Source organism: Nonomuraea turkmeniaca, assembly GCF_005889735.1.
Classification (GTDB): Bacteria; Actinomycetota; Actinomycetes; order Streptosporangiales; family Streptosporangiaceae; genus Nonomuraea; species Nonomuraea turkmeniaca.
The window spans coordinates 1-23,955 of record NZ_VCKY01000042.1 but is presented as its reverse complement, the minus strand read 5'-3'; the positions used below and the strand labels follow the sequence as shown (position 1 = coordinate 23,955).

General features: G+C 70.1%; 25 protein-coding genes and 3 pseudogenes. 18 read left to right on the top strand and 10 right to left on the bottom strand.

Features of this window, described 5'->3' with window-relative positions:
- On the top strand, positions 1-1,788 hold the full coding sequence (locus ETD86_RS15045; protein ID WP_138666768.1) for an ABC transporter ATP-binding protein: 1,788 nt from the start codon (positions 1-3) through the stop codon (positions 1,786-1,788).
- On the opposite strand, the gene ETD86_RS15040 is transcribed toward ETD86_RS15045, so the two are convergent.
- Positions 1,773-2,366 (bottom strand): XRE family transcriptional regulator, encoded by a 594-nt coding sequence (locus ETD86_RS15040; RefSeq protein ID WP_170223084.1) that lies wholly within the window; start codon positions 2,364-2,366, stop codon positions 1,773-1,775. The genes ETD86_RS15045 and ETD86_RS15040 overlap by 16 nt on opposite strands.
- 165 nt (positions 2,367-2,531) lie before the next feature.
- On the opposite strand from ETD86_RS15040, the gene ETD86_RS55110 reads away from it, so the two are divergent.
- The 5 genes from ETD86_RS55110 (at position 2,532) to ETD86_RS15020 (ending at position 7,174) form a co-directional block, all read left to right on the top strand.
- Positions 2,532-2,720, top strand: a complete 189-nt coding sequence (locus ETD86_RS55110) for a hypothetical protein (protein WP_170223083.1) — start codon at positions 2,532-2,534, stop codon at positions 2,718-2,720.
- A gap of 124 nt (positions 2,721-2,844) precedes the next feature.
- On the top strand, positions 2,845-3,819 hold the full coding sequence (locus tag ETD86_RS15035; RefSeq protein WP_138666766.1) for a hypothetical protein: 975 nt from the start codon (positions 2,845-2,847) through the stop codon (positions 3,817-3,819).
- Between the two features lie 178 nt (positions 3,820-3,997).
- Positions 3,998-4,840 (top strand): SMP-30/gluconolactonase/LRE family protein, encoded by an 843-nt coding sequence (locus ETD86_RS15030; protein ID WP_138666765.1) that lies wholly within the window; start codon positions 3,998-4,000, stop codon positions 4,838-4,840.
- A gap of 97 nt (positions 4,841-4,937) precedes the next feature.
- On the top strand, positions 4,938-5,651 hold the full coding sequence (locus ETD86_RS15025) for a cadmium resistance transporter (protein ID WP_246147913.1): 714 nt from the start codon (positions 4,938-4,940) through the stop codon (positions 5,649-5,651).
- Positions 5,652-5,770: 119 nt separating this feature from the next.
- Positions 5,771-7,174, top strand: coding sequence for a hypothetical protein (locus ETD86_RS15020; protein ID WP_138666764.1), 1,404 nt, complete (start codon positions 5,771-5,773; stop codon positions 7,172-7,174).
- Positions 7,175-7,246: 72 nt separating this feature from the next.
- Here the strand turns inward: ETD86_RS15020 and ETD86_RS15015 are convergent, their stop codons facing one another.
- Both ETD86_RS15015 and ETD86_RS15010 read right to left on the bottom strand, forming a co-directional pair.
- On the bottom strand, positions 7,247-7,759 hold the full coding sequence (locus ETD86_RS15015; RefSeq protein WP_138666763.1) for an isochorismatase family protein: 513 nt from the start codon (positions 7,757-7,759) through the stop codon (positions 7,247-7,249).
- Positions 7,760-7,846: 87 nt separating this feature from the next.
- Entirely contained in the window at positions 7,847-8,812 is a 966-nt protein-coding gene (locus ETD86_RS15010) for a GlxA family transcriptional regulator (protein WP_138666762.1), read from the bottom strand.
- A gap of 120 nt (positions 8,813-8,932) precedes the next feature.
- Here ETD86_RS15010 and ETD86_RS15005 point away from each other — a divergent pair, with 120 nt between their 5' ends.
- Positions 8,933-10,111 carry an MFS transporter gene (locus ETD86_RS15005; RefSeq protein ID WP_138666761.1) on the top strand — a complete coding sequence of 393 codons (1,179 nt, stop codon included), beginning with the start codon at positions 8,933-8,935 and terminating at the stop codon, positions 10,109-10,111.
- Positions 10,104-10,244 (top strand): annotated as a pseudogene (locus ETD86_RS15000) (YbhB/YbcL family Raf kinase inhibitor-like protein); the annotation flags it as partial. The gene ETD86_RS15005 and the pseudogene ETD86_RS15000, both read left to right, overlap by 8 nt.
- Positions 10,245-10,470: 226 nt before the next feature.
- Here the strand turns inward: ETD86_RS15000 and ETD86_RS14995 are convergent.
- Together ETD86_RS14995 and ETD86_RS14990 are read right to left on the bottom strand one after the other, a co-directional pair.
- Entirely contained in the window at positions 10,471-11,535 is a 1,065-nt protein-coding gene (locus ETD86_RS14995) for a serine hydrolase domain-containing protein (RefSeq protein ID WP_170223082.1), read from the bottom strand.
- A 281-nt stretch (positions 11,536-11,816) separates the two neighbouring features.
- A complete protein-coding gene (locus ETD86_RS14990; protein ID WP_138666760.1) occupies positions 11,817-12,176 on the bottom strand; it encodes a hypothetical protein in 360 nt (119 codons plus the stop codon).
- A 312-nt stretch (positions 12,177-12,488) separates the two neighbouring features.
- Between ETD86_RS14990 and ETD86_RS14985 the strand changes: the two genes are divergently transcribed.
- Positions 12,489-13,280: a maleylpyruvate isomerase family mycothiol-dependent enzyme gene (locus ETD86_RS14985; RefSeq protein ID WP_138666759.1), complete on the top strand. Its 792-nt coding sequence runs from the start codon at positions 12,489-12,491 to the stop codon at positions 13,278-13,280.
- Here ETD86_RS14985 and ETD86_RS14980 read toward each other — a convergent pair.
- Together ETD86_RS14980 and ETD86_RS14975 are read right to left on the bottom strand one after the other, a co-directional pair.
- On the bottom strand, positions 13,274-14,011 hold the full coding sequence (locus ETD86_RS14980) for a hypothetical protein (protein ID WP_138666758.1): 738 nt from the start codon (positions 14,009-14,011) through the stop codon (positions 13,274-13,276). The genes ETD86_RS14985 and ETD86_RS14980 overlap by 7 nt on opposite strands.
- 311 nt (positions 14,012-14,322) lie before the next feature.
- Positions 14,323-14,727 carry a hypothetical protein gene (locus ETD86_RS14975; RefSeq protein ID WP_138666757.1) on the bottom strand — a complete coding sequence of 135 codons (405 nt, stop codon included), beginning with the start codon at positions 14,725-14,727 and terminating at the stop codon, positions 14,323-14,325.
- 539 nt (positions 14,728-15,266) lie between these two features.
- On the opposite strand from ETD86_RS14975, the gene ETD86_RS14970 reads away from it, so the two are divergent.
- From ETD86_RS14970 to ETD86_RS14930, 9 genes and pseudogenes are all read left to right on the top strand, one after another.
- Complete coding sequence (locus ETD86_RS14970; RefSeq protein ID WP_246147912.1) at positions 15,267-15,821, top strand: MmyB family transcriptional regulator; 555 nt, start codon at positions 15,267-15,269, stop codon at positions 15,819-15,821.
- Between the two features lie 288 nt (positions 15,822-16,109).
- Positions 16,110-16,259: pseudogene (locus ETD86_RS14965) on the top strand (IMP dehydrogenase); the annotation flags it as partial.
- A 66-nt stretch (positions 16,260-16,325) separates the two neighbouring features.
- Positions 16,326-16,712 (top strand): DUF2255 family protein, encoded by a 387-nt coding sequence (locus ETD86_RS14960; protein WP_138666756.1) that lies wholly within the window; start codon positions 16,326-16,328, stop codon positions 16,710-16,712.
- Between the two features lie 2 nt (positions 16,713-16,714).
- Positions 16,715-17,692 carry an aldo/keto reductase gene (locus ETD86_RS14955; RefSeq protein WP_138666755.1) on the top strand — a complete coding sequence of 326 codons (978 nt, stop codon included), beginning with the start codon at positions 16,715-16,717 and terminating at the stop codon, positions 17,690-17,692.
- Between the two features lie 243 nt (positions 17,693-17,935).
- Positions 17,936-18,724, top strand: coding sequence for a trypsin-like peptidase domain-containing protein (locus tag ETD86_RS14950; RefSeq protein WP_138666754.1), 789 nt, complete (start codon positions 17,936-17,938; stop codon positions 18,722-18,724).
- Positions 18,725-18,751: 27 nt separating this feature from the next.
- Positions 18,752-19,741, top strand: coding sequence for an AAA family ATPase (locus tag ETD86_RS14945; protein ID WP_138666753.1), 990 nt, complete (start codon positions 18,752-18,754; stop codon positions 19,739-19,741).
- 2 nt (positions 19,742-19,743) lie between these two features.
- Positions 19,744-20,628, top strand: a complete 885-nt coding sequence (locus ETD86_RS14940; RefSeq protein ID WP_138666752.1) for a DUF58 domain-containing protein — start codon at positions 19,744-19,746, stop codon at positions 20,626-20,628.
- 64 nt (positions 20,629-20,692) lie between these two features.
- Positions 20,693-21,643, top strand: coding sequence for a VWA domain-containing protein (locus tag ETD86_RS14935; RefSeq protein ID WP_138666751.1), 951 nt, complete (start codon positions 20,693-20,695; stop codon positions 21,641-21,643).
- Positions 21,644-22,684: a VWA domain-containing protein gene (locus ETD86_RS14930; protein ID WP_138666750.1), complete on the top strand. Its 1,041-nt coding sequence runs from the start codon at positions 21,644-21,646 to the stop codon at positions 22,682-22,684.
- Positions 22,685-22,744: 60 nt separating this feature from the next.
- Here ETD86_RS14930 and ETD86_RS14925 read toward each other — a convergent pair whose 3' ends face one another.
- The 3 genes and pseudogenes from ETD86_RS14925 to ETD86_RS14915 all read right to left on the bottom strand — a co-directional run.
- A complete protein-coding gene (locus tag ETD86_RS14925; RefSeq protein WP_138666749.1) occupies positions 22,745-23,263 on the bottom strand; it encodes an SRPBCC domain-containing protein in 519 nt (172 codons plus the stop codon).
- Positions 23,260-23,580 carry an ArsR/SmtB family transcription factor gene (locus ETD86_RS14920; protein WP_211370043.1) on the bottom strand — a complete coding sequence of 107 codons (321 nt, stop codon included), beginning with the start codon at positions 23,578-23,580 and terminating at the stop codon, positions 23,260-23,262. The genes ETD86_RS14925 and ETD86_RS14920 overlap by 4 nt, the downstream gene beginning before the upstream one ends.
- 56 nt (positions 23,581-23,636) lie before the next feature.
- Positions 23,637-23,955, bottom strand: a pseudogene (locus tag ETD86_RS14915) (NADH-quinone oxidoreductase subunit H); the annotation flags it as partial.

Genomic DNA, 23,955 nt, shown 5'->3' with positions numbered 1-23,955 from the left:
ATGCTGCGCGTGGACGACCTCACCGTACGGCAGCCCGCAACCGGGCGAACCCTGCTCTCCGGCGTGTCCTTCGAGGTCGCGCCGGGGGAGTCGGTCGCGATCGTGGGCGAGTCCGGCTCCGGCAAGTCGCTGACCGTGCGGGCGCTGCTCGGGCTGCTGCCCGGCGGGCTGGAGTCGCACGGACAGGTGGTCATCGACGGGCAGCGGGTGGACGACGACCCCCGGGCCCGCCGGCGGCAGCGCGGCGGCACCGTGTCCCTGCTCATGCAGGACCCGTTCACCCTCCTCAACCCGCTGCGCAAGGCCGGCAGGCAGATCGCCGACGGCCTGCCGTCCGGAGCCGACCCGAAGGCCGAGGTGCCCAGGCTTCTCGCCGAGGTGGGTCTGCCCGCCGAGGTGGCCGAGCGCTACCCGTTCCAGCTCTCCGGCGGCATGCGGCAGCGCGTGGGGCTCGCCGCCGCGCTCGCGGCCGCGCCGCGCGTCCTGGTGGCCGACGAGCCGACCACCGCTCTGGACGCCACCACCCAGCGGGAGGTGCTGGCCCTCATCCGGCGCGTCCAGCGCGAGCGGGACATGACCTTCCTGCTCATCACCCACGACCTGCGGCTGGCCTTCTCGATGTGCGACCGGATCATGGTCATGTACGCGGGCCGGGTCATGGAGGTGGGGCGCGCGGCGGAGCTGCGCGAGGAGCAGCACCACCCGTACACGCGGGCGCTGCTCGCCGCCGAGCCACCGGCGGACCGGCGGCTGGCCGTCATCCCGTCGGTGCCGGGCTCGGTCCCGGCGCACGACGCGGTCGCCGATCGATGCGGCTTCGCCGATCGGTGCGCGCACGCCGTGGCCGCCTGCCGGGTGGGCGTACCAGAGCTGCGATCCATCGGCGCGGCCGGCGTGCCGGAGGCGCGGCCGCTGGACGGGGGACGGCTGTCCGCGTGCGTACGAGCGGAGGAGTTGCCGGTCGCGCCGGCACCCCCGCTCGGTGTGGCGGCGACCCCGCGCGGCGCAGCCGAGCCGATCCTGGACATCCGCGATCTGCGCAAGACCTACCCCGGCGCGTCCCGTCCCGCGCTGGCCGGCGTGAGCTTGAGCGTGGCCCCTGGGGAGATCGTCGCCGTCGTCGGCGAGTCGGGCTCCGGCAAGACCACCCTGGCCCGGTGCGTGACGGGCCTGGAACGCCCCGACTCCGGTACGGTCCTGCTCGACGGCGGCGACTGCTCGGACTACACCCGCATGACCCGCCAGGCGGTACGCCGGGCCCGCCGCACCGCACAGATGATCTTCCAGGACCCGTACTCGACGCTGAATCCTGCCAGGACGGTCGGCGCGACGCTCAAGGAGGCCCTCGCCGCCGACGGCCGCCCGCCCGACGTCGGCGCGCTGCTGGACCTGGTGGGCCTGGACCCCGCCCTGGCCGCGCTCCGGCCCGCCAACCTGTCGGGCGGCGAGCGCCAGCGCGTGGCCATCGCCCGGGCCGTCGCCGGCGAGCCCCGCCTGCTGGTCTGCGACGAGCCCGTCTCCGCCCTGGACGTCTCCGTCCAGGCGCAGGTGCTCACCCTGCTGGCCGGGCTGCGGGAACGATTGTCCATGGGCATGCTGTTCATCACCCACGACCTGGCCGTGGTGCGCCAGCTGGCCGACCGGTTGTACGTCCTGCGCGCCGGCGAGTGCCTGGAGAGCGGGCCGGTGCAGCGTGTGCTCGACGCGCCGGACCACCCCTACACCAGGAAACTGCTGGACAGCGTCCCCGACGGGTCGAGTGCCTGGCCGGGTCAGTCCTCCGAATAGGAGATCAGCGTCAGCACCCGGCAGCCCTGCTCCCCGGTGACGTAGACATGGTCGAGCTCGGCGGCGAAGCGCACCGCGTCACCCTCGCCCAGCAGCACGGACCACGTGCCGGTCTCCACCGTGACCTCGCCCGCCACCACGTAGGCGTGCTCCACCGACCCCCGCCCGTGGGCGCTCTTCGCGCTGCGCGTCAGCGGCGGCAGGTCGCCCTCGGCCAACTCGAAGCGCCGCCGGTCGGGCGCCGCGAACAGGCTGCGCACCGTCGTGTCACCCACCTGCAGCGGCATGCCCTCACCCCGCCGGAGCACCTCCGGCCCGAGCAGGTGAGTGCGGGTCAGCTCGGCGAACGTCAGGTCGAGCGCCGCCGCCAGCCGGGTCAGCACCTCGATCGTGGGGTTGGCGACTCCGCGCTCGATCTGCGAGATGAGCGCCTTGCTCACCCCGGTCAGCTCGGCCAGCTCGCGCACGCTGAACCCCCGCGCCAGCCGGGTGCCGCGCAGATTGCCGGCGATCGCCCCGCGCACCCCCGAGGCCGGCCCCGCGGTGGCCGCGACTGCGGGGGTCTTGTCGTGCCGCACGTGGGGTCCCTCCCGTCGAACGCTGCCTCCATCATGCCGTGCCCGGCCTGATGATCGAAGACGTGCCTCCCCGCGAACCGTTCCGGGCTCCGGCCCGCACCCGCGCTGCTGGGCCTGGGCCTGGCCCTGCTCGGCGCACTCGCCGGCTACGGCTCCGTCGACGACTTGTTGTCCGGCACCGTCCTGGGCACGCTCCCCATCATCGCGTGGTACGGCCTGCACGTGCTGGCCGCGCTGGCCCTGGCAGCCACGCTGGTGATCTCTTCGCACCGGGAGGCCGCGCGCCATCCCAGAACGCCGGCCTTCGTTGCCCTGAGCCTCGCCCTCACTGCCCTGGTGTTCTTCTGGCGCTGACGCGCTGCTGCGGACCGTTCTTGTCACCGGCCATGCCGATGGGGTTGATGTTGGTCGCCGACGCTCCCCGGTCAGGGCAGTGTTCAGGTTGAGTCCATTTCATCCCGGATCCTCGTGCTGCAGAATGCTGGGCCATGACGGTATTGCGAGTGCCGGCCGGCGGGTTGGACGCTCCGCCCCGTCGGCAGAGTCCTGGGGCGAAAGCGTGAGGTGGCGGCTCGCAGCCTCAACCTTTTGCGCGCTTGCCGCTGCGGCTCTGGCCGCCGTACAGGTCCTCACCGCGCACCGCTTCGGCGTCAATGAATGGACGATCGAAGGGGGCTCGTACTCGGAGTACATCGACTGGGACCACGCGGTGACCCGCTCCACCTGGTATCCGGCCGCTTCCACACTGGTCGCCTCCGCGATCACGTACCGCGTGTTCCAGCGTGCGCCGTGGTCCTGGCTGTGGTTGCCGCCGGCGGCCTGGCTCGGCTCCTCCCTGTCCGCTGTCCCACTTCTGTACGGCCTGGCATCCGCGGCGCCGGAAGACGGAATCAACTCCAGCCCATCCGAGGTGGCCTGGGCGACGATCATCGGCGGCGCGATCGGCGTCGCCGCAGCGATGGCGGCGCTGCGGCATCGGGAGGTCGGGATCGGCCTGGTGGCCTACACCCTGTGGGTCTCCATCCTGGAATTCACCAGACCCTGGTGGTGGGACAGGCCGCCGACCTTCGACCCCATGCTCACGGAAGGCGTGTTGAGCAGCGAAACCGGTGAGTACGTGGTGCAGGCGACCCTCATCGAGGCCGGTGGGGTCACCGCCGGGCTGATCGGACCAGTCATGGTCAGCGGCACCATCGCGGCATGGGCGGCGGCACAGCGCGGCCGATGGATGATCGGTGCCCTCGCGGGCACGGCCGGCCCACTTCTGCTTTGCTCTGTCTATCTCACGATCGATCCGGGCTTGAACGACCAGGACAGCCTTCAGGCCACTCTGTGGTTCAACTCCATCGTGGCGTTGCTGATCGGGCTCTGCGTCAGCACGATCACCGCCACCCTCTCCCAGACCATCGCGAAACGGAAACAGGCCGGTGCCCGTGACGGGTCTGGATGGTGAAGGGCATCTGGGCGTGACCGTTCTCGATCGTCGATCCTGATCGCCGGCTCGTGACCACCGATCCCGCTCCGCTCCCACCTGAGAGCGATGGTTGGGCCGTGTCGATCCGGCCGGTGGCCGTTCGTGTAGAGGTCGGGACGCCGACATCGTGCCGGCGTCGGAGAAGGGCGGTAATGGGATGGCTGAGATACGCACGCTGCTGACCGGTCGGGGTCTGGTCGAGTCGCCTCGCTGGCACGGTGACCGGTTGTACTTCTCGGACTGGTCGGTGGGCGAGGTCGTCGCCGTCGACCTGGCCGGCCGCAGCGAGGTGGTGGCGCGTGTGAAGTCGCTGCCGCTGTGCATCGCGTGGCTTCCGGACGATCGGCTGGTGATCGTCTCATCGGCGGACGGGCGGCTGTTGCGCCGACAGCCCGACGGGACTCTGGTCACTCACGCGGACCTCGGCCGGCCAGGCTGGAATGACGTCGTGGCCGACGGCCGCGGCAACGTGTACGTCAACGGCGTCGGCTTCGACCCGATGGCCGGGGAGACATTCAGGCCTGGCTCCGTCTCCCTGGTCACGGCGGACGGCTCGGTACGCCAGGTGGCCGAGGACATCGCGTTCCCCAACGGGATGGCGGTGACGCCCGACAACTCCACACTGATCGTCGCCGACTCCTATCGGCACCAGCTGGTGGCCTTCGACATCGGCGCGGACGGCGGGCTGTCCGGCCGGCGTATCTGGGCCGAGTTGGGTGAGGGTGTGCCGGACGGCATCTGCGTGGACGCGCAGAACGCTGTCTGGTACGCCGACGTGCCCAACCAGCGGTGTGTGCGCGTCGCCGAGGGCGGCACGGTCCTGCAGGTCGTGGAGTTGGACCGCGGCGGCTTCGCCTGCGCGCTGGGCGGCCCCGGAAAAACCACGTTGTTCGTCGTGGCCGCCGAATGGCAGGGTATGACCGAGTCCGAGATGGTGACGCCCGGCACGGGCCAGGTGCTCGCTACGCAGGTCGACGTACCGGGAGCGGGCTGGCCGTGATGGCCGGCTGGAACAGCGCCACCAGCGTCCCCCGCCGGCGGTCACGCCCGTCGGAGCGCCGAGGACATCAGCTCATCCGACCCCGCCCTGCCTGGCCATGCCGAAGGGCGCCGCCTGTCCTCGCCCGCTGACGTTGCGATCGCCGGTTCCGAACGTTGCCAGTAAGGTCTCCGGGAGACATCGGCGCGAACGGGAAGACCTTGGCGTGAACGTGGGCGTCGTCGGGCAGGCAGTGGGGTTGTTCGCTGTCACCAACATCGACGACATTTTGATCTTGGCGTTGTTCTTCGCCCAGGGTGCCGGGCGCCGCGGCGTGGCGGCGCGGGTGGTGGCCGGCCAGTACCTCGGCTTCCTGGGCATCTTGACCGCGGCGGCGGCGGCGGCCGCCTTCGGCGCCACCTTCCTGCCCGACCCGGTCCTGCCCTATCTGGGGCTGCTGCCGCTCGCCCTGGGGCTCAAGTCGGCCTGGCAAGCATGGAGGAACCACCGCGACAGCGCCGAGGAACAGCCGGCGCGAGAGCACACTGGCGGACCGAAGGCGCTGGAGGTGGCTGCGGTCACCTTCGCCAACGGCGGCGACAACATAGGTGTGTACGTCCCGGTGTTCGCCACCGCCGGTGTCGGCTCGATGAGTGTCTACATCATCGTCTTCCTGGCCCTGGTCGCTGTGTGGTGTGCTGCCGGACGATTCTTCGCCACCCGTCCGGTCATCGCCCGGGCGCTGAGTCGGTGGGGCCACATCCTGCTGCCGATCGTTCTGATCGGCATCGGAGTGCTCATCCTGATCGAGGGCGGCGCCTTCGGCTTGTAGTCATCGACGCGGGCGGCCTGGTGGTCGGCTCCGAGCGGGCGCGGCACGCTATACCGGCGACATACCGACGTTCCCTATGCTGACGAATCCTCGTCTACGAATCATGCTGAAGGAACGTCGTGTCCCGTCCCGTACTCATAGCGGTCGTCGCCTTGGTGTTGTCGATCCTCCCCGGTGTGTCCCACGCCGCGTCCCCCGGTGTGGTGGGGACGGCGGCCAACCTCGTACGGGAGGTGGAGCCGCGTGCCGACGGGGTCAGGCATGTGGACACCAAGGCGATGATCACGGCGTTGAAGGCGCTCAACGTGAACACCTACGTCTATCCCATGGCCGGTGACTTCCACCACTGGAGCGACCTGCGTGACGAGTTTCTGCCGGCCGCCGCGGCCGCCGGGATCGACGTGTGGGTTCTGGTGGCCGCGCCGAGCCAGGCGATCTGCTGCATCTCCCGGCCCTACAAGCACGACTATGTGACGTGGGCCCGCGAGCTCGCCACTCTCTCGAAGAGCCACCCGAACCTGATCGGCTGGACCGTGGACGACTACAGCTACGATCTCGAAACGTTCACCCCGGCGTACGTCACGCAGATGCAAGCCGCATCCAAGGCGATCAACCCATCGTTGAAGTTCATCCCGGTCGTCTACTACCGCCACTTCACCGATGCGTTCATCGCCGAGCAGGCCCCGCTGCTGGATGGGGTGATCTTCCCCTTCTGGGATGATCCGCACCGGGACACGTCGTGGACATGGAGCCTGTCCTACCAGGTCAAGCAGCTCGCCAAGCGGCTCCCCGACACCGACGTCTACCTGATGCCGTACGCCTATCCGCTGAGCCACGCCGCCCAGAAACCGACGGTGGCCTACGTCGAGGCGATCACCAAGAAGGCACTCGAGCACGTTCGCGCGGGCGATCTCGCCGGGGTCGTGCAGTACAAGCTCCCCTACACGTCCCGCAGCGACGGATGGACGCGCCCCGCCACCGACAACCTCGCCCGCACCGGCAACGGACGGCTCAGCTTCGTCGTCCAGGCCAACACCGCGACCAGCGCCGGGATGTGGTGCGGCGCCACGCCGACGGTACGGCTGACGCCCCGCGCGACCAAGTACGCGGTGAGCTTCTGGCACCGGGACAACCGCGGATCTACGAGCCCGGCCGGATACCACGTGAAGCAACTTCTCCTCAACGGCCGAGTGGTCTGGCAGCAGGACGTCGCCGCCGATCAGGACGCGTGGCAGAAGGCGACGATCGACCTGACGGCCAAACTGACCGGGGCGACGAGCGCGACGCTGCAATGGCGGCTGTACGAGCGCAAGGGCGTGGGCAACTACTTCGTCGACGTCGGCGTGGACGACATCGTGACCACCGGCCTGCAACTGGGCGACCCCGGCGTGGAGAACGCCGTCACCTGGTCATCCGGCCTGACCCGTCAAGGTGGTCCGGTGTACTGCTCCGCCCAGGTCTACCACCAGAACTACGGCGCCGATCTCAGCGCGCGCGTCGCCAACCTGTACGCCGCCGGCTAACCGCAAGAACCCCAGACGGGAGCCCCCACCGAGGTCCGAACGCGCAAATCGACCTTGAGTCCGTACTGAATCTCAATCCAGCGCCGCCACGACCTCGGCGGTCGTGCAGACAGTGGAGATGCGCGGGAAGATGTAGTCGAAGGCGAACTCATGGGCGCGCGCGTCGAACGCGGTGACCGCGTCCTCGGGCAAGATCACCTTGGGGCCGAACTCGTCGGCGAAACGCGCGGTCTGCTCGACGCCGAAGTTGGTGGCGATCCCGGTGATGATCAGGGTGTCGATGCCATGCTTGCGCAACGCCTCCTCCAGCCCCGTGTTGTGGAACGCACCCCAGGTGCGCTTCACGATCTCCAGGTCGCCGAGTACGCCTTCCACCAGCTCGCTGCCCGATGGCTGCTCCGCGACGCCCGGCCGCTCGACCCGCACGGAGACGACGAGACCGCCCGCCTTTCGCACCGCGTCGGCCAGAGCGAGGGAGTGCGCGACCACGGCAGGTCCGGAATGTGGCGCCGTGGGCTGCTCGACGATGCGCGTCATCAGGTCGATGAGGAGCAACGCGGTGCGGCGGGGATCCAGTCTGTCCATGATCGCCATAGTAGTGATCCCCATCGGTCTTCGAGCCTGTGGACCTGGAGCCGCGGGCCGGCGGCCTCGTCATACCGCGGGTGAACGTCAGACGGCGGGCTCGGTGAGCCGGAAGGTCTGCCGGTACGCCGTGGGGGACACGCCCAGGGCGGCGGTCAGGTGCTGGCGGAGCGAGGCGCCCGTGCCGAAGCCGGCCTCCGCGGCGATCCGGTCCACCGTCAGGTCGGTGGTCTCCAGCAGGCGCCGGGCGAGCTCGACACGCTGCTGGGTGAGCCACTGGCCCGGGGTCATGCCGACCTCGTCGCGGAAGCGGCGCAGGAACGTGCGCACGCTCATCCGAGCGTGCGCGGCCATCTCCTGGAGGGAGATCGGCCGCTGCAGGCGTTCGAGCGCCCATGCCCGGGTCGCCGACGTGGACGAGTCGGCCATCGCCGGGACAGGACGTTCGACGTACTGCGCCTGGCCGCCCTCCCGCCACGGAGGGACGACGCAGCGCCGGGCGACCCGGTTGGCGACCTCGGCGCCGTGGTCACGACGTACCAGGTGCAGGCAGAGGTCGATGCCGGAGGCCACACCCGCCGATGTCAGCACGTCGCCGTCGTCGGTGAACAGCACGTCGGCGTCCAGCACTACCTTCGGGAACATCCGCCGGAAGCGGTCGGCCTCGTTCCAGTGCGTGGTCGCGGGACGGCCGTCCAGCAGCCCGGCGGCGGCCAGCACGAAGGCCGCGGTGCAGATCGACACCAGCCGCACGCCGGGGGAGAGGCGGGCCAGGGCCTCGGCGACCGGCGCGGGCAGCCAGTCCGACACGTCCTCCGCCGCGCCTGTGAACGGGGCGATGACCACCGTGTGGGCCGTCGCGATGACGTCGATCTCATGCTCCACCATGATCGAGAACCCGGCGTTTGTCCGAACGGTACGGCTGACGCCGCAGGTCAGGACCTCGTAGAGCGGCTCGCCGTCCGCTCCGGCGGCGAGGCTGAAGATCCGCTGCGGGATGCTCAGCTCGAACGGATACACGCCCTCAAGGGCCAGGATCGCGACGCGATGCATGGCCAGATTCTTTCACATGTTGGCAATCTGGCCACTCGTGGGCGCAGGGGTGCGAGCGGCAGCCTTGCGGTCGGGCGGGATGGATTCCCGCTGATGTGACTGCCAACGGAGGGGTTTGACATGCCTATCGGGCTTCTCGCCCTGGCCCTGGGGGGCTTCGGCATCGGGCTCACCGAGTTCGGGATCGTGGGCCTGCTGCCCCAGGTAGCGGCGGACCTCGGGGTGAGCGAGCCGGTGGCCGGCCACCTGGTCTCGGGGTACGCGCTGAGCGTGGCGGTCGGCGCCGTCGCATTGACTGCGGCGGCCGGCCGGTTCGAGCGCAAGAAGGTGTTGCTGGCGCTGATGCTCCTGTTCATCGCGGGCAATCTGATCTCCGCGCTCGCACCGGCCTACCCGGTGCTGCTGGTGGGCCGGATCGTCGCGGCGCTGTGCCACGGCGCGTTCTTCGGCGTCGGCTCGGTGGTCGCCGCCGACCTGGTCGCGCCGCACCGGAGGGCCGGCGCCATCGCGCTGATGTTCGGCGGGCTGACCGTGGCCAACGTCGTCGGGGTCCCGCTGGGCACCCTGCTCGGCGAGCAGCTCGGCTGGCGCTCGACGTTCTGGGCGCTCACGATCACCGGCGTCGTCACGCTGGCCGGCATCCGGATGCTCGTGCCGCCGACCCCGGCCCCCGCCGGCACCGGCCTGCGCGGGGAACTCGGCGTCTTCCGCCACCCGCAGGTCTGGGTCTCCCTCGCGGTCAGCGTGCTGGCCTTCGGCGGTGTGATCGGCGCGTTCACCTACATCGCGTTCACGCTCACCGAGGTCAGCGACTTCACCACCGCCACCGTGCCCTGGCTGCTGGTGCTCTTCGGGGCCGGCACGTTCCTGGGCAACCATGTCGGCGGCAAGTTCGCCGACCGGGCGCTGAACACGTCCCTGATCACGATCATGACGATGACCGCCGCAGTTCTCGCGGTGTTCGCGCTGACCGCCCAGAGCAAGGTCATGACGATCGTCTGCCTGCTGCTGATGGGCACGGCCGGACTGGCCACCGCGCCCGGGCTCCAGTTGCGGACCATGAAGTACGCCCAAGACGCCCCCACGCTGGCCTCGGGCGCCAACATCGCGGCCTTCAACATCGGCAACGCCCTCGGCGCCTGGCTGGGCGGCCTGGCCATCGCCGCCGGATACGGCTTCGTCTCCCCTCTGTGGGTCGGCGCCGGCGTCACCGCCGCCGGGCTCGCCGTCCTCGTGGCCGGCTCAGTACGGCCGCGCCGCCCGGCGCCGGCCGAGCCCCCGGTCGGCGTCGCCGACTGATCCGACCGGATCCGGATTCTGGCACTGGGCGGTGGCCGACATCCCCGCCACCGTCACCGAGCTGCCCGAGGGCGCGGGCGACGAGATCGGCTCGGGCCTCCCGGAGGGTGCCTTCCAGCTCCCCAACGACGCCCGCGCGGCCCTGACCGCCACCGCCGAGATCCCCGCCTGATGGCCGGCTATCAGCTCGGAGAGGGTGTGATCGCCAGTAATGAAGGGCGGCTTTCGGGGAGGCGAGGTAGGTGATGAGGCGGCGGCGGGGGACGCGCAGATCAAGGCATGACGGTCCCCGGCGGCCGAGACGAGGGCGCCGCCCGCACGACGTGGCTGGTCGTGAGTGACCGGCCTTGGTGAGGTCCTCAGCTTGCGGACCCGCAGAACACCTTGACCGCGATGCCCATGACCTCCTCCGTGGACGGGTTGCGGGTGGAGGGGTTGATCGACATGGTCAGCGACTTACCCGAGTCCGAGCGGAAGGCGAACGTCTGGTATCCGATCAGCTCGCCGCTGTGACCCCACACCGTGCCGCACGGCAGCGTGTACGCCTGCAGGCCGAGCCCATAGCCGAATCCGACCCCTGTCGCGACGGTCGTGCGCATGGCCCGCAGCGACTCGGCGCTGGTCAGCTTGCCGCTCAGCAGGGCGGACGTGAACCGCTCCAGGTCCGCCGTGGTCGAGATCATCTCGCCCGCCGCCCAGTCGAGCGAGGGGTTCATCCGCGTCGCGTCCACGAGGTCGGGCATCGGCTCGTACCCCTTGGCGTGCGGCGACGGCACACCCGCCCGGTCGCCCGGCACCAGCGTGTGGCGCAGTCCCAGCGGGCGCAGGATGCGGCGCGAGACCTCCTCTCCGTACGGCTTACCGGTCAGCTTCTCCACCAGCAGCCCGAGCACCACGTAGTTGGTGTTGGAGTAGTGCCACTTGCCGTCATCGGGGAGCTTCTTGGCGAAGGCCACTTTCAGCAGCTCACGCGGCTGGTAAGAGCGGAACCGGGCATCTCCGCGCCACCGGTTGGTCGAGTATCCCGGCTCACTCATGTAGTCGTACAGATGGCTGGTGTGATTGAGGAGTTGACGGACCGTGATGCGTTCCCCACCCGGTACCAGGCCCGGCAAGTACTGGTCGATGGGATCGTCGAGCCGCACCTTCCCCTCGTCCACGAGTTGGAGCAGCACGGTCGCGACGAACGTCTTGGTGACGCTGCCGATCCGGAAGTACCCGCTGGGCGAGGGCCGCCCGCCGCGCTCGATGTCGCGCACACCCACGGCGCCGGACCAGGTGCGGTTGCCGTCGGAGACCCGGGCCAGAGCGGCTGTCGCCCCCTTGCCCGCCACGATCGTCTCCAACTCGGGGCGTACCCCGGCGCCCTGACCACCTGTCGCAACGGTTGCCGCTACCAGCACGTTCATCAGCGTCTGCATCATGGGCTCAAAGCTATGGAAGGCCGGCCCGCGGCAGAATGGGGTGCTCCACCTACTCCTCCTGCGGAAAACCACAGCAAGAGGCCGACCAGCGGGACCATGGCCTTGCCTCGTCCGGGAACGGGCTGGTCACCACGACCCCCGGTGCTCCGCCCACGGGCCTGGATCGCCCGGACACCTTGACCCCTGGGGGCTGGGGATCCGGAGGGGTGAGGTTGGGGCTGTAGAGGGCCCTCTCCAGCCGGGAGGCCGTCTCCCGCACCTTCGCACCGTTGCCGTGCTGATTACCGCAGCCACCGCAGAGCCGCGTCGGCGCAGTCCTCGGGGCTGCTGTTGAAGGCGATGGCCGCGTCGGGCGCGTGCTGCCGCGCGAGGTTGACCACCTTCTCGAAGAGCTCGAGCAACGGCTCGTGCTTGCGGATGCCGGCCCCGATCACCACGCAGACGTAGTCTGTGCGGGTCAGCGCCTCCACGATCGCTCCTTCGGGGTTCTCGTCGGGTGCCACCAGGCACCAGTCGGCCTCGATACCATGATCGTCGAAACGGGCCTGACCCCGTGCCATCGCCACCTGGACCGGCTCCGGGTCCCAGCCCTGGATCTTGGCGGGATCGAGACCGATCACCAGTACTCGTGTCGCTGTCACGCGTCCTCCTCTTCGCGGAACGTTTCCACGCCGGCGCGATGGTTGAAGGTGGTGTCTGGGGCCATCGACATTGTCGATCTCCTCCAATGGGCGCCACGTTATCCCGATCTTGCCGCGCGCGCTTTCTCGACCTGCTCTCGTTAGAGTGGCAGGACGTCGCGCCAGCCGAGGCCAAGGACTGGGCCGGCGCGACCGAGGACAGCCCGACAACGTCCTTGGGCGATCGACGGAGGGCACCGCTAACACCCTTACGTCCCGGGACAACACCCTTCTGCGAGTACCGTACGTAGTGATCGACGACTTGGAGAAGAGATGAGCAGCGCCGATACCGTCATTACCGCACTCCGCACCGGATACGACGACCTCGCCGGGCTGGTGTCCGGGTTCAGCGACGACGACCTGGCCCGGCCGTCCGGCGCGGCCGAGTGGGACATCTCGCAGGTCCTCAGCCACCTGGGCAGCGGCGCCGTGATCTTGCGGGCCGTCGTCCAGACCGCGCTCGACGGCGAGCCGCGCGCCGGCCAGGACGCCAACCAGTCCATCTGGGACAGGTGGAACGCCATGACCCGGCGGGAGCGCGCCGACGGCTTCCTGCAGGCGAACCAGGCCCTGACCGCACTCTTCGAGTCGCTGGACGCGGGCACCCGCGAGAAACTCCGCATCGACTTGGGGTTCCTTCCCGCACCGGTGGACGTGGCGACCGCGGCGCGGATGCGGCTCAGCGAGCTCACCCTGCACTCATGGGACGTCCGCGTCGCCTTCGACGAGCACGCCACGCTGGCCCCGGACGCTACGGCGGCTCTCCTGCACGGGGCACCTGACCTGTTCGCCTGGATCGGCAAGGCGGACCAGCTCGACGGCCGGCGCATGGTCGTCCGGGTCACCACGACCGAGCCCGCCTCCGTCTTCGCGCTGCGTCTGGAGGCGCCGATCAGCGTGGACTTCGACGTGCCCGAGCAGCCCGACGGCACGCTCACCCTGCCCGCCGAGTCCTGGCTGCGGCTGGTCGCCGGTCGGCTCGCGCCCCTGTACACGCCCGGCGACGTGGTCGCGGCCGGCGCCGCCGACCTCGACCTGCTGCGCCGGGTCTTCCCCGGCTACTGAGCTGACGATGACCGCGGTCTGGCAATACCCGCCGTGCTCGGCAGCGATTCCGCAACTGCCAGGGAGCGCCGACGTCGCTCGACGAGGAGGTAGCGGACGACGATGTAGCCGATGCTCGCGGCAGCCACCGTCCATACGATCGTCTTCCCTGCGGTCTCGACCACCTCGTTCCTGCCGGGCGGAAGCACGACCATCTGTACGGCGGCGCCGACCGGCACGGTCAATCTCGCGAGCAAACCGATCGCTCCCGGTCGTTTGACGCATGCACCAACGGCACCCAAGGGCGCTCCGAGGACGACACTGGCGACCCACCACACGGCCGGTTCGGACATGTACCAGGGGATCTGCTCGCCGCTACGGATGGAGTCCACGATGCTGTAGGCAGCCGTGGCCGCGAGCAGGGCCAGTGCACCAGCGGCAGCACCACCCTGCGCCAGTGTTCTGGGACGGCTCTCCCTGGCGCGGGTGACCAGCCACCCCGCTGCGACCGCCAAACCCGCCCAAGCCCAACCGGAGTCGAGCAGCAGGCTCATGATTTCCGCGATTGACCACCCGCTGGTCGTATAGGCACTGCTTTCGAGGTCGGCGTTGTTGTGGGAGAGGGCGTTCACGAGGGAGGTCGCCGCGCCGAATCCCGCTCCGACCGCCAGGGCGCTCACCAGGATCTCCAGGGGACGCGTCATGCGCGAGCGGTCCTGCCATCGACTGCCATGCCGTTGATCGTTGGTCACGATGCCTTCCTACTGTAAAGACCATGATTTGTACGGCCGATGGCCCATACGATCCAGCGATCAGCCGCCCCCGCAACCGTCGCTCGAGCCGGTTCCGCATGGCTCGGTCGTACAGTGCGAGGCTGCTCATGGCAGCATCGTTGACGTTGATACCGGTGTGAAGGTCAAGTGAGGTTTCGATACTGATCGGGGAACTGAGTCGTCGGACGGGCGTGCACGCCCATCAGGGCATGACCCCGCCGGCACGCCGCCGTGTCACGGGGTCCGGAGAGGACCCCGTGACGGGCTGTGCTGCGCGGGTCGGCATGCCGTCAAGCGGCGTCGAGGGCTTCGGTGATCTTGCGGGCCATCTCCGCCAGGGTGGGGCTGGGCTCGCCCTGGTGGGTCCGGGCGGCTGCGTCGATGGCGACGGTGACGGTGCGGCGGAAGTTGCCGGCCTCTGCCGGAGCCTGCTTGTTCAGCAGGCTCATGGCTGCCGTCAGGGCCGGCAGCACCTGGTCGGCGAGTTCGGCGACGGTTTTGCCGTACTTCACGCCCTTGGGCGCCTTGGTGAGCACGTGCCCGACCAGGCCGGTGGCGGAGGTCAGGGCGATGGAGCCGTGGGTGGCGACCTTGTGGGCCGAGCCGGCGGCACCGGCGGCGGACATCAGCGAGACAGCGCCCCACGCGGCGGTCCGCAGGGTGAGCTTGTCCTGGTCGTTAAGGGTGATGGACATGGTGGTGTGCTCCTTTGAATCTGTTACGAAAGTCCGATGGAATGGACGGCTGGTGGACTGCGGTCCTGTTGGTGCTCGGGGGGCTGGAGTGCTCAGGCCGGGTCGTCCGAGGGGGTCTCTCCCGGCCTTGAGGCCGCGATCGCTGAACCGTTCATGGCGTCCACCTTCGCCGACCGCCCTGATACCGGGCCGTTGCCGTCCTGACGCGGCCGCTGACACGACACGGCATGGTCAGCGCGAGGGTTGGTGCAGTTGGTGGGGGGCTCCGGTGATGAACGCCCGCCGAGGTGCTCAGCGCAGGCCGACGCGCCGCAGCCAGGTCAGGACGGCGGCCCGCCAGAGATCCAGGCGGCCAGATCGGCGCGGACGGATCGTATGCCGCCCCTCTTGTGCGGGTCGGATGATCCCGGTCAACGACTATCCGGGCGGCCGAGGGAGCGACGCCCGACGAGGCCGAGCGGGAGCACCTGTTCTCCCTGGCCCGGGCCGTCGGCCCGGGCCGGCGCCGCCGCCGCACGGTCCCGGCCACGGTGCGGCCGGTGATCCAGCAGGTGCTGGATGCCATCACCGACACCCCGGCCTGGGTGCGCAACGGCCGCCACGACATCGTCGCCATGAACGGCCTGGCCCGCGCCCTGTACGCCCCCGTCCTGGCCGTCCCGCGCCGCCCGGCGAACACCACCCGGTTCGTCTATCTCGACCCGGCGGCGCGTGAGTTCTTCGTCGACTGGGACCGGGTCGCCAACGACGCGGCCGCCATGCTCCGGCTGGAGGCGGGCCGCAACCCGCACGACCCGGCGCTGATCGAGCTGATCGGTGAGCTGTCGACGCGGAGTGAGGTCTTCCGGCAACGCTGGGCCTCCCACGACGTGCAGTTCCACCGCAGCGGTCACAAGCGGCTGCGCCACCCGGTGGTCGGCCGGCTCGACCTGAACTTCGAATCGATGGAGCTGCCGTCTGAGCCCGGCCTGACCCTCAACGTCTACACCGCAACCCCTGGCAGCCCCACCGCCGACGCCCTCAAGATGCTCGCCAGTTGGGCGGCCACCCAGGACCTCGCCGAGGCACAGCAGGCGGCCCCGGACCAGAGCTGACCCACCGCCACCGGCATCCTGCTCCGTATCTCCCGAGCGCGCGATCCACTGCGCATTCCCCGCACCGCGCCGATGCCCGGCGGGAGGGGCCGCGCAGCGGGTCGTACATCCCGGCTGGGGGGTCCTGCCATTACCTGTAACAACAGGCCCTGCCGCGCGCCCGAGCCTGCACGTTTGATGGAGGTCGACCGAGGCCGCACGGCTTTACCCGTAACGGACCTGGACCAGGCCCGCCGGTCGATCGGCCGCGGGTAGGTCCGACGACGAATGCGAGATACGGAAACTCTGATGCGAGCTACCTTCATCTACGGCGCCGGTGACGTGCGCGTGGAGAACCCGCCCGACCCGGTCCTGCGGCAGCCCACCGACGCGATCGTACGCATCGTGCGCTCGTGCATCTGTGGCAGCGACCTGCACCCGCACCACGACACCCAGGCCGCCGGCGTCGCGGCCGGACCGCGCTGAAGGTCCTCATCCAGCCCTGACGCGAAGGAGACGACCGCGATGGCCACCTGGACGAACGATGAACTCACCGCTATCGGCGACGCCGAAGAACTGGACCTCGCCTCCCGGCGAGACGACGGCATACTGCGCCGGCCGGTGACGATGTGGGTCGTCCGCGTCGGCGACGACCTGTACGTCCGCTGCATGAACGGACGCTCCGGCGCCTGGTACCGCGGTACCAGAACCCGCCGACAGGGCCGCATCTCGGCCGGCGGCGTAGCGGCGGACGTCGGCTTCTCCGACGTCGATCCCGCCGACTCCGCCCTCCACGAGCGGATCGACGAGGTCTACCGCACCAAGTACCACCGCCACGGCGCCGGCGTCATCGGCGGCGTCGTCAACCCCGAGTCGCGAGCCGCGACGATCAAGTTCGTTCCGGAAAGGTGATCATGAAGCACACCACTCTGAGAGATCTGGACGTCTCCCGCATCGGCCTGGGTGCGATGGGCATGTCCTTCGGCTACACCGGCGCCGGCAGCGACGACGCCGAATCCATCCGTACCATCCACCGGGCACTGGAGTTGGGCGTCACCTTCCTCGACACCGCCGAGGTCTACGGCCCGTACGCCAACGAGGAACTCGTCGGCAAGGCCCTGAAGGGCCGCCGCGACCAGGCCGTCGTGGCGACCAAGTTCGGGATGATCTCGCACACCGGCCGCGGCCCCGGCCGCCTCGACAGCAGTCCGGCCAGCATCCGCACCGCCGTGGACGGCTCCCTCAAGCGTCTGGGCACGGACAACATCGACCTGTACTACCAGCACCGCGTCGACCCGGACACGCCGATCGAGGACACCGTCGGCGTCCTGGCCGAGCTCGTGCAGCAGGGCAAGATCCGTCACATCGGCCTGTCGGAGGCGGGGCCGGACACGATCCGGCGCGCGCACGCCGTGCACCCGGTCACCGCCGTGCAGTCTGAGTACTCGCTGTGGACCCGGGACGTGGAGGAGCGGGTGCTGCCGGTGCTGCGCGAGCTGGGCATCGGCTTCGTGCCGTACTCGCCGCTCGGGCACGGCTTCCTGACCGGCGCGATCCGCTCGCCCGAGGAGTTCGACGACACCGACTGGCGCAAGACCAGCCCGCGCTTCATGGGCGAGAACTTCCAGCGCAACCTGGCCCTCGCCGACGAGGTGCGGGCCATCGCCGCCGACGTGGGCGCCACCCCGGCACAGATCGCGCTGGCCTGGCTGCTTGCCAAGGGCGAGCACATCGCCCCGATCCCCGGCACCAAGCGGGTCGCCCGGGTGGAGGAGAACATCGCCTCCGACGGCATCGAGCTGACCGCCGAACAGCTCGCCGAGCTCGACAGCCTGCCCCCGGCCGCCGGGGAGGACCACAACGAGGAGCAGATGCGGATGATCCAACGCTGATCGCCGGCGACATCCGCCTCCCGGACTGACCCTTGGCCGGCGCCAGGGCATCCGCAGCCCCGGATCCGAGGCCGGTCGTCGTGCGCCGCCGACGTGCCCTGCTCGCGTGCGGCCTGGCACCGCCATGCCAGTTGGCGCCCGCCATCCTCTCCGTGCTGCGCGCGTTCGACTGCGGAGCCGGTTCTCAGGGAGTTCTTAAGCGGGCTTTATAGTACTTTTACCTGATTTTTATAAATTGGGGACATGGAGCGCGTACCGCAGGAGGCTGGTGCGGCCAAGGCTCAGGGAGTCGTGGCCGGGAGGGCTCGGCGGTTTGTCGCCGGGGGTGGCGCACTTGTCGTCGTGGCGGTGCTGGCGTACTGGCTGGGAAGCAGCGGTGGGAACGGCGAAGGGGCCGCGCCCAGGCCGAGCGCGACGCCGACGCCCAGTGCGACGCTCACGGTGGCCGACGTCTACAAGAGGGTCGGGCCGTCGGTGGTGGTCATCCGGGCCGGGCGGTCGCTCGGAACCGGGGTCATCGCGGCCGAGGACGGGACGATTCTGACCGCGCACCACGTCGTCAAAGGCACGAAGGACGTCGACCTGACGTTCGCTGACGGCACCAAGGCGAAGGCCGTTGTCGTGTCGTCGAATCCCAAGCGCGACGTCGCGGCCCTCAAGCCCACGGAGCTCCCGGAGATCGTCGTCCCGGCGACGCTCGGCGGCGGCGTGGCAGTGGGCGCGCCCGTGGTGGCGATCGGCAATCCGCTGGGCCTGACCTACAGCGTCTCCACCGGCGTCGTGTCGGGCCTGAACCGGAGTGCCGAGGACGGCGACCTGAGCGGGCTCATCCAGTTCGACGCCTCCGTCAACCCGGGCAGCTCCGGCGGTCCCCTCCTGGACGCTCGCGGCCTGGTCATCGGGATCGTCGTCTCGATCGCCGACCCGGGAGGCGACGAGGCGTTCGCCGGCATCGCGTTCGCGGTGCCGATCGGCGCGGCCCTGGGTGGTGGCGAAGGCGACGGCCCGCCGGGCGACGGACTTGAGATCTGACCGGATGCGTCACGAGAAGGAAACCATATGACCTCGACCAAGTCCCCCGAGTCTGCGCATCCGCTCGAACGTCTGCTGTTCGAGGTCAAACGCACGATCGTCGGGCAGGACGTCCTGCTGGAGCGCATGGCCGTCGCGCTGATCGCCGATGGTCACCTGCTCGTCGAGGGCGTGCCGGGCCTGGCCAAGACGCTCGCGGTGCGGTCGCTGGCCGCCGCGATGGCCGGGAGTTTCCAGCGCGTCCAGTTCACCCCCGACCTGGTGCCCGCCGACCTCGTGGGCACGCGGGTCTACCACCAGCACTCCGGGGAGTTCCGAACCGAGCTCGGCCCCGTCTTCGCGAACCTGCTGCTGGCCGACGAGATCAACCGCGCCCCCGCCAAGGTGCAGAGCGCCCTGCTGGAAGTGATGCAGGAGCATCAGGTGACGATCGGCCGTGAGACGTTCCGGGTGCCCGAGCCGTTCCTGGTCATGGCGACGGAGAACCCGATCGAGTCGGAGGGCACCTACCCGCTGCCCGAAGCGCAGGTCGATCGTTTCATGATGAAGGTGGTCGTCGACTATCCGACGCAGGCCGAAGAGCAAGCGATCGTCGGACGGGCGCTGCGTCCGCCCGAGCCGCCACAGCCGACGGTGACGGCCAAGGACCTGATCGCGATGCGAGCCCGCGCGCAGGAGGTGTACGTCGATCCGGCGATCGTCGACTACGCGGTACGGCTGGTCGCCGTCACGCGTTCCCCCGCGACGGCCGGGCTCGGCGAGCTGGAAGGGTACGTCACCTACGGGGCGAGCCCGCGGGCGTCCATCGCGCTCGTCACGGGCGCCCGGGCGCTGGCGTTCCTGCGCGGCCGCGACTACGTCCTGCCGCACGACCTGTCCGAGCTCGCGCTCGACGTGCTGCGCCACCGCCTCGTGCTGTCCTACGAGGCTCTCGCGGACGACGTCGACGCCGACACGATCATCACCAGGGTGCTCGGAGCTGTCCGGGCCCCCGACGTCGTCCTGCAGAACCGCTGACCATGGCCACCGCCCCCGAGAGGCTCCTGCTCCGCCTGGAGTGGAAGGTCGTCCGCAGGCTCGACGGCCGGCTCCAGGGCGCCCACCGCACCGCGCACCGCGGCTCCGGGATCGACTTCACCGGGTTGCGCGCGTACAGCGACGGCGACGACGCCCGGCACATCGACTGGAACGTGACCGCACGACTGGACGAGCCGCACCTGCGAGTGTTCACCGAGGACCGCGAGCTGACGGTGTGGCTCGTGCTCGACCGGTCGGCGTCGATGGCGGCCGGCCGGCCGGGACGCGGCAAGCACGACGTGCTCGCCGAGCTCGCGCTCGTCCTCGCCCGGATGTTCGGCCGGGGCGGCAACCGCGTCGGCGCCCTCCTGTTCGACACCGGGACGCTGCGCGTCGTGCCGCCCGGCACCTCCCGGCGGCACACGCTGCGGATCGGCGCCGAGCTGGAACGCACCTCCGAGGCGCGCGGTGGCGCCACCACCGACCTGGCGGAGATGCTCGACGCGGCCGGACGGCTCGCGCGCCGCCGTGCACTCATCGTCGTGTTGTCGGACTTCATCGGCGACGGCGACTGGGAGCGCTCGCTCCAGCGCCTGGCCCGGCGGCACGAGGTGGTCGCCCTGCGGATCGTGGACACGGCCGACGACGTGCTGCCCGAAGCCGGGCTGATCGTGGTCGAGGACGCCGAGACCGGCGAGCAACTCGTCGTCGACTCCGCCGACCCGCTGTTACGGGTCCGCTTCCGCGCCGCCGTCGACGCCCGCGACGCCCGGCTCGCGGCGGGCATGCGCCGGGCCGGGGTGCCCGTCCACCGCATCGACACCGACCGCGATCTGGCCGAGGCACTCGTCGAGGTCGTCGCCCGAACCCGGGACCGGTCGACATGACCGAGCCTGTCGAGGTCATCAATGGACACAGCACCTTGGTCATGAGGCCGACGAAGGAGGTCTCATGACCCTGTCCTCCCCGCTGCTGCTGGCTGTCGGACTGCTCGTCACGGCGGCGCTCGCCTGGGCGACCGTCGTCTCGGCGCGCCGCCGGGCGGCCGCCCTCGCCGCGGCCGGCGTCGCTGTGCCGGGCGGCCGCCAGGCGTACCTCGGCATCGGCCTGACGATCGCCGGCGTCGGGGTACTCGCGATCGCCACCGCCGGACCGGCGGCCATGATGCCGGTCCCGCGGACCGCGGGCACCGTCATCCTCGCCATCGACGTCTCCAACAGCATGGGTGCCGACGACGTCGCGCCCACCCGGCTGGCGGCAGCGCAGCGGGCGGCCCGCGCGTTCGTGGCGGCGCAGCCTGACAGTGTCGACATCGGAGTCGTCGCGTTCGAACGGGGGGCGCTCACCGTCGCACGGCCCGACGCCGACCACTCCATCGCGCTCAAGGCCATCGACCGGCTGAAGATCACCGGTGGCACCTCGCTGAGGACGGCCATCACGGCCTCGCTGTCGGCGATCACTGGCAAGCCGGTGGCCATCGGCCGCGACGGCACCGCGCCTGACATCGGCTACTGGCCGTCGGCGACGATCGTGATGTTCTCCGACGGCCAGAACCAGGGTGCGGACGTCGAACAGGCCGCAGTCGTGGCCCAGGAGGCGGGCGTCCACATCCACACCGTCGGGGTCGGCACCACGGCCGGGGCGACGGTGAAGGTCGACGGTTACCACCTGCAGACCTCGCTCGAGGAGGACACCCTCACCTTGATCGCGCAGACCACCGGCGGCGCCTACCACCCCGCCTCCGACACTGCGCGGCTCGACGGGATCGCCGACACGATCGATCTGCGGCTCACCGTCTCCGACGAGCCGCTGCCCCTCGCCGGCGGGCTGATCGGGCTCGCCCTCGCGCTGCTCACCGCGGGAGCGGCGCTCACCGTGCTCCGGTCTGGACGGGTGATCTGAATGTCGTTCTCATGGCCGTGGGCGCTGCTGTCAATCCTGGTCATCCCGCTGATCTTCGCCATCCGCGAGTGGGCGCGGCGCCGCCGCCGGCGGGCCGCCGTGCGCGTCACCTCGATGGCGCTCGTACGCAGCGCCCTGCCCGGCCGTACGCGCTGGACGCGGAAGATCCCCGCGGCACTGTTCGTGGCCGGACTCGCGCTGCTCGCGGTCGGGGCCGCGCGGCCGCAGGCGTCGGTGCCCGTGCCGCAGACGTCGGCGACGATCCTGCTCGCGCTCGACACCTCCGGCTCCATGTGCTCCACGGATGTCGACCCCAACCGCATCACCGCCGCGAAGAAGGCCGCCGCGGAGTTCATCGAGTCGCAGCGGGGCGGGCCGCGCATCGGCCTGGTCACCTTCGCGGGCACCGCGGGCTTGCTCGTCCCTCCCACCGACGACACCAAGTCGCTGCTCGAGGCGCTGGACAACCTCACCGTGTCCCGCGGCACCGCGATCGGGCAGGCCATGCTCGCCTCGATCGACGCGATCGCCGAGGTCGACCCGTCGGTTGCCGCCACCGGGGCGAACCCCCGGGGCGGCGGAGAAGGCCACGTCGGCGCCGCGATCGTCGTGCTCACCGACGGCGCCAACACCCAGGGCGTCGACCCGCAGATCGCCGCCCAGGAAGCAGCCCTGCGCCGCGTCCGCGTCTTCACCATCGGCTTCGGCACCACGAACCCGGCCCCGATGGTGTGCGACAACTCACAGTTCGACGGTGGCTTCGGCGGCTTCAGCCGCGGCCGATTCGACAGCGGTCGCAACCCCCGCACCATCGACGAGCCCGCACTCAAACAGATAGCCCAGACCACCGGCGGCTCCTACCACCGCGCCGAGAACGCCGACCAGCTCCGAACCGCCCTCGACGCCCTCCCCGGCAGCTTCACCGTCATCCATCAACGGGTCGACACAGCCGCCGCCTTCGCCGCCGGCGGCGCCATCCTCATCACCGCGGCCCTGTCCCTCTCCCTCTGGTGGAACCGCCCCCGGACGCCGACCCGCTGACGGTACCCGTGGCCGAAACGCCTCGGCGGTCCCAGCCGGTTCTCTGAGGAGTGCGATAGCTCAGGCGTCGCCGTTGTCTCCACGCAGAGCCGCCGCGAAGCGCCGACCCGGCGTCGGGTCGACCCCGAAGCGCTCGGCGTAGCGTTCGTGCATTTCCGCCCACTGCTCGTGTGCTTCCTCTTCGGAGAGGTCCTTGCCGGCGAGATGAGGCTCGAGCCGCGAAAGGTAGGCCTCCCATCCGGTGGCGGTCTGCGCCGAGAGGTCGCGGTCGTCGATGACGTGGGTGAAGATCAAGCGACAGCCGTCTCCATGAGCGGCCAGATCGAAGCTGTACAGCTGGCCGGCGTAGGTCCAAGCCAGGCGATGGGGTGGATCGACCTCAGTCACCTCGCCGGTCGCACCGTAGGCCTCGAAGGTCTCGCCCGTCGCCGGTGTCCAGTCGGCGGCTGCGGGAAACCAGCGCTCGAGCTCGGCCGGCACGCTGACAGCTCGCCACACGCGCTCGACGGGGTAGGCGAGCGTGCGCTCGAAGCGCAGCGCCGGGCGACCGTCGATCGTTTCCAGGGTTCCGTGAATCATGGGTTCTCCTCCAGGTGTTGTTCCAGGGCCTCGAGGCGCCTCGACCAGAACGCGCGATAGGGCTCCAGCCACTGGTCCACCTCGGCAAGGGGGTCTGGGCGCAGCGCGTACACGCGTTGCTTGCCCTCCGTGCGCACCACGACGAGTCCGGCCTCGCGTAACACTTTGAGGTGCTTGGACACGCCGGGCTGGCTGAGATCAAGGCGTTTCACCAGCTCCCCGACAGGCCGCTCGCCTTCACGCAGGAGGTCGAGGATCTGCCTGCGGTGCGGCTCAGCCAGGGCTGCGTAGGCGCTCACCTCCTCATATTTCCACATAGAAATATGATTCTGCAACCCAGGGCTACGGACCGCGACGCGTCCTGTCCCAGGCGCTACGGCCGCGAAACGCCGTGGTAGTGCGGCAGATCGAGCGGCGGCACCGGGAAGCCGCCGGCCGTCGGCTCGTTGGACAGTTCCTCGAACTCGGCTTCGACCTGGGCCTTCCTGGCTTCCTTGCGCCGCTGGTTGACCGTGTCGAACCGCATCCAGATGGCCAGCGCCCCGACCACGATGATCCCGGTGATCGCAAGAGCGATCATCCTGCTGTCCTCGTTGAGCACCACGGTGCGCACACCCGCCACCAGCAAGATCCAGGCCAGGTTGACCGGAATCAGCACCTTCCAGCCCAGCGACATCAGCTGGTCATAGCGC

Bases quoted from the DNA above. Each gene is read 5' to 3' on its own strand.
- ETD86_RS15045 (WP_138666768.1), top strand. From the start codon at position 1: ATGCTGCGCGTGGACGACCTCACCGTACGGCAGCCCGCAACCGGGCGA.
- ETD86_RS15035 (WP_138666766.1), top strand. From the start codon at position 2,845: ATGCTGGGCCATGACGGTATTGCGAGTGCCGGCCGGCGGGTTGGACGC.
- ETD86_RS15030 (WP_138666765.1), top strand. From the start codon at position 3,998: ATGGCTGAGATACGCACGCTGCTGACCGGTCGGGGTCTGGTCGAGTCG.
- ETD86_RS15025 (WP_246147913.1), top strand. From the start codon at position 4,938: ATGCCGAAGGGCGCCGCCTGTCCTCGCCCGCTGACGTTGCGATCGCCG.
- ETD86_RS15015 (WP_138666763.1), bottom strand. From the start codon at position 7,759: ATGGACAGACTGGATCCCCGCCGCACCGCGTTGCTCCTCATCGACCTG.
- ETD86_RS15010 (WP_138666762.1), bottom strand. From the start codon at position 8,812: ATGCATCGCGTCGCGATCCTGGCCCTTGAGGGCGTGTATCCGTTCGAG.
- ETD86_RS15005 (WP_138666761.1), top strand. From the start codon at position 8,933: ATGCCTATCGGGCTTCTCGCCCTGGCCCTGGGGGGCTTCGGCATCGGG.
- ETD86_RS14995 (WP_170223082.1), bottom strand. From the start codon at position 11,535: ATGATGCAGACGCTGATGAACGTGCTGGTAGCGGCAACCGTTGCGACA.
- ETD86_RS14985 (WP_138666759.1), top strand. From the start codon at position 12,489: ATGAGCAGCGCCGATACCGTCATTACCGCACTCCGCACCGGATACGAC.
- ETD86_RS14975 (WP_138666757.1), bottom strand. From the start codon at position 14,727: ATGTCCATCACCCTTAACGACCAGGACAAGCTCACCCTGCGGACCGCC.
- ETD86_RS14960 (WP_138666756.1), top strand. From the start codon at position 16,326: ATGGCCACCTGGACGAACGATGAACTCACCGCTATCGGCGACGCCGAA.
- ETD86_RS14955 (WP_138666755.1), top strand. From the start codon at position 16,715: ATGAAGCACACCACTCTGAGAGATCTGGACGTCTCCCGCATCGGCCTG.
- ETD86_RS14950 (WP_138666754.1), top strand. From the start codon at position 17,936: ATGGAGCGCGTACCGCAGGAGGCTGGTGCGGCCAAGGCTCAGGGAGTC.
- ETD86_RS14945 (WP_138666753.1), top strand. From the start codon at position 18,752: ATGACCTCGACCAAGTCCCCCGAGTCTGCGCATCCGCTCGAACGTCTG.
- ETD86_RS14940 (WP_138666752.1), top strand. From the start codon at position 19,744: ATGGCCACCGCCCCCGAGAGGCTCCTGCTCCGCCTGGAGTGGAAGGTC.
- ETD86_RS14935 (WP_138666751.1), top strand. From the start codon at position 20,693: ATGACCCTGTCCTCCCCGCTGCTGCTGGCTGTCGGACTGCTCGTCACG.
- ETD86_RS14930 (WP_138666750.1), top strand. From the start codon at position 21,644: ATGTCGTTCTCATGGCCGTGGGCGCTGCTGTCAATCCTGGTCATCCCG.
- ETD86_RS14925 (WP_138666749.1), bottom strand. From the start codon at position 23,263: ATGATTCACGGAACCCTGGAAACGATCGACGGTCGCCCGGCGCTGCGC.
- ETD86_RS14920 (WP_211370043.1), bottom strand. From the start codon at position 23,580: ATGTGGAAATATGAGGAGGTGAGCGCCTACGCAGCCCTGGCTGAGCCG.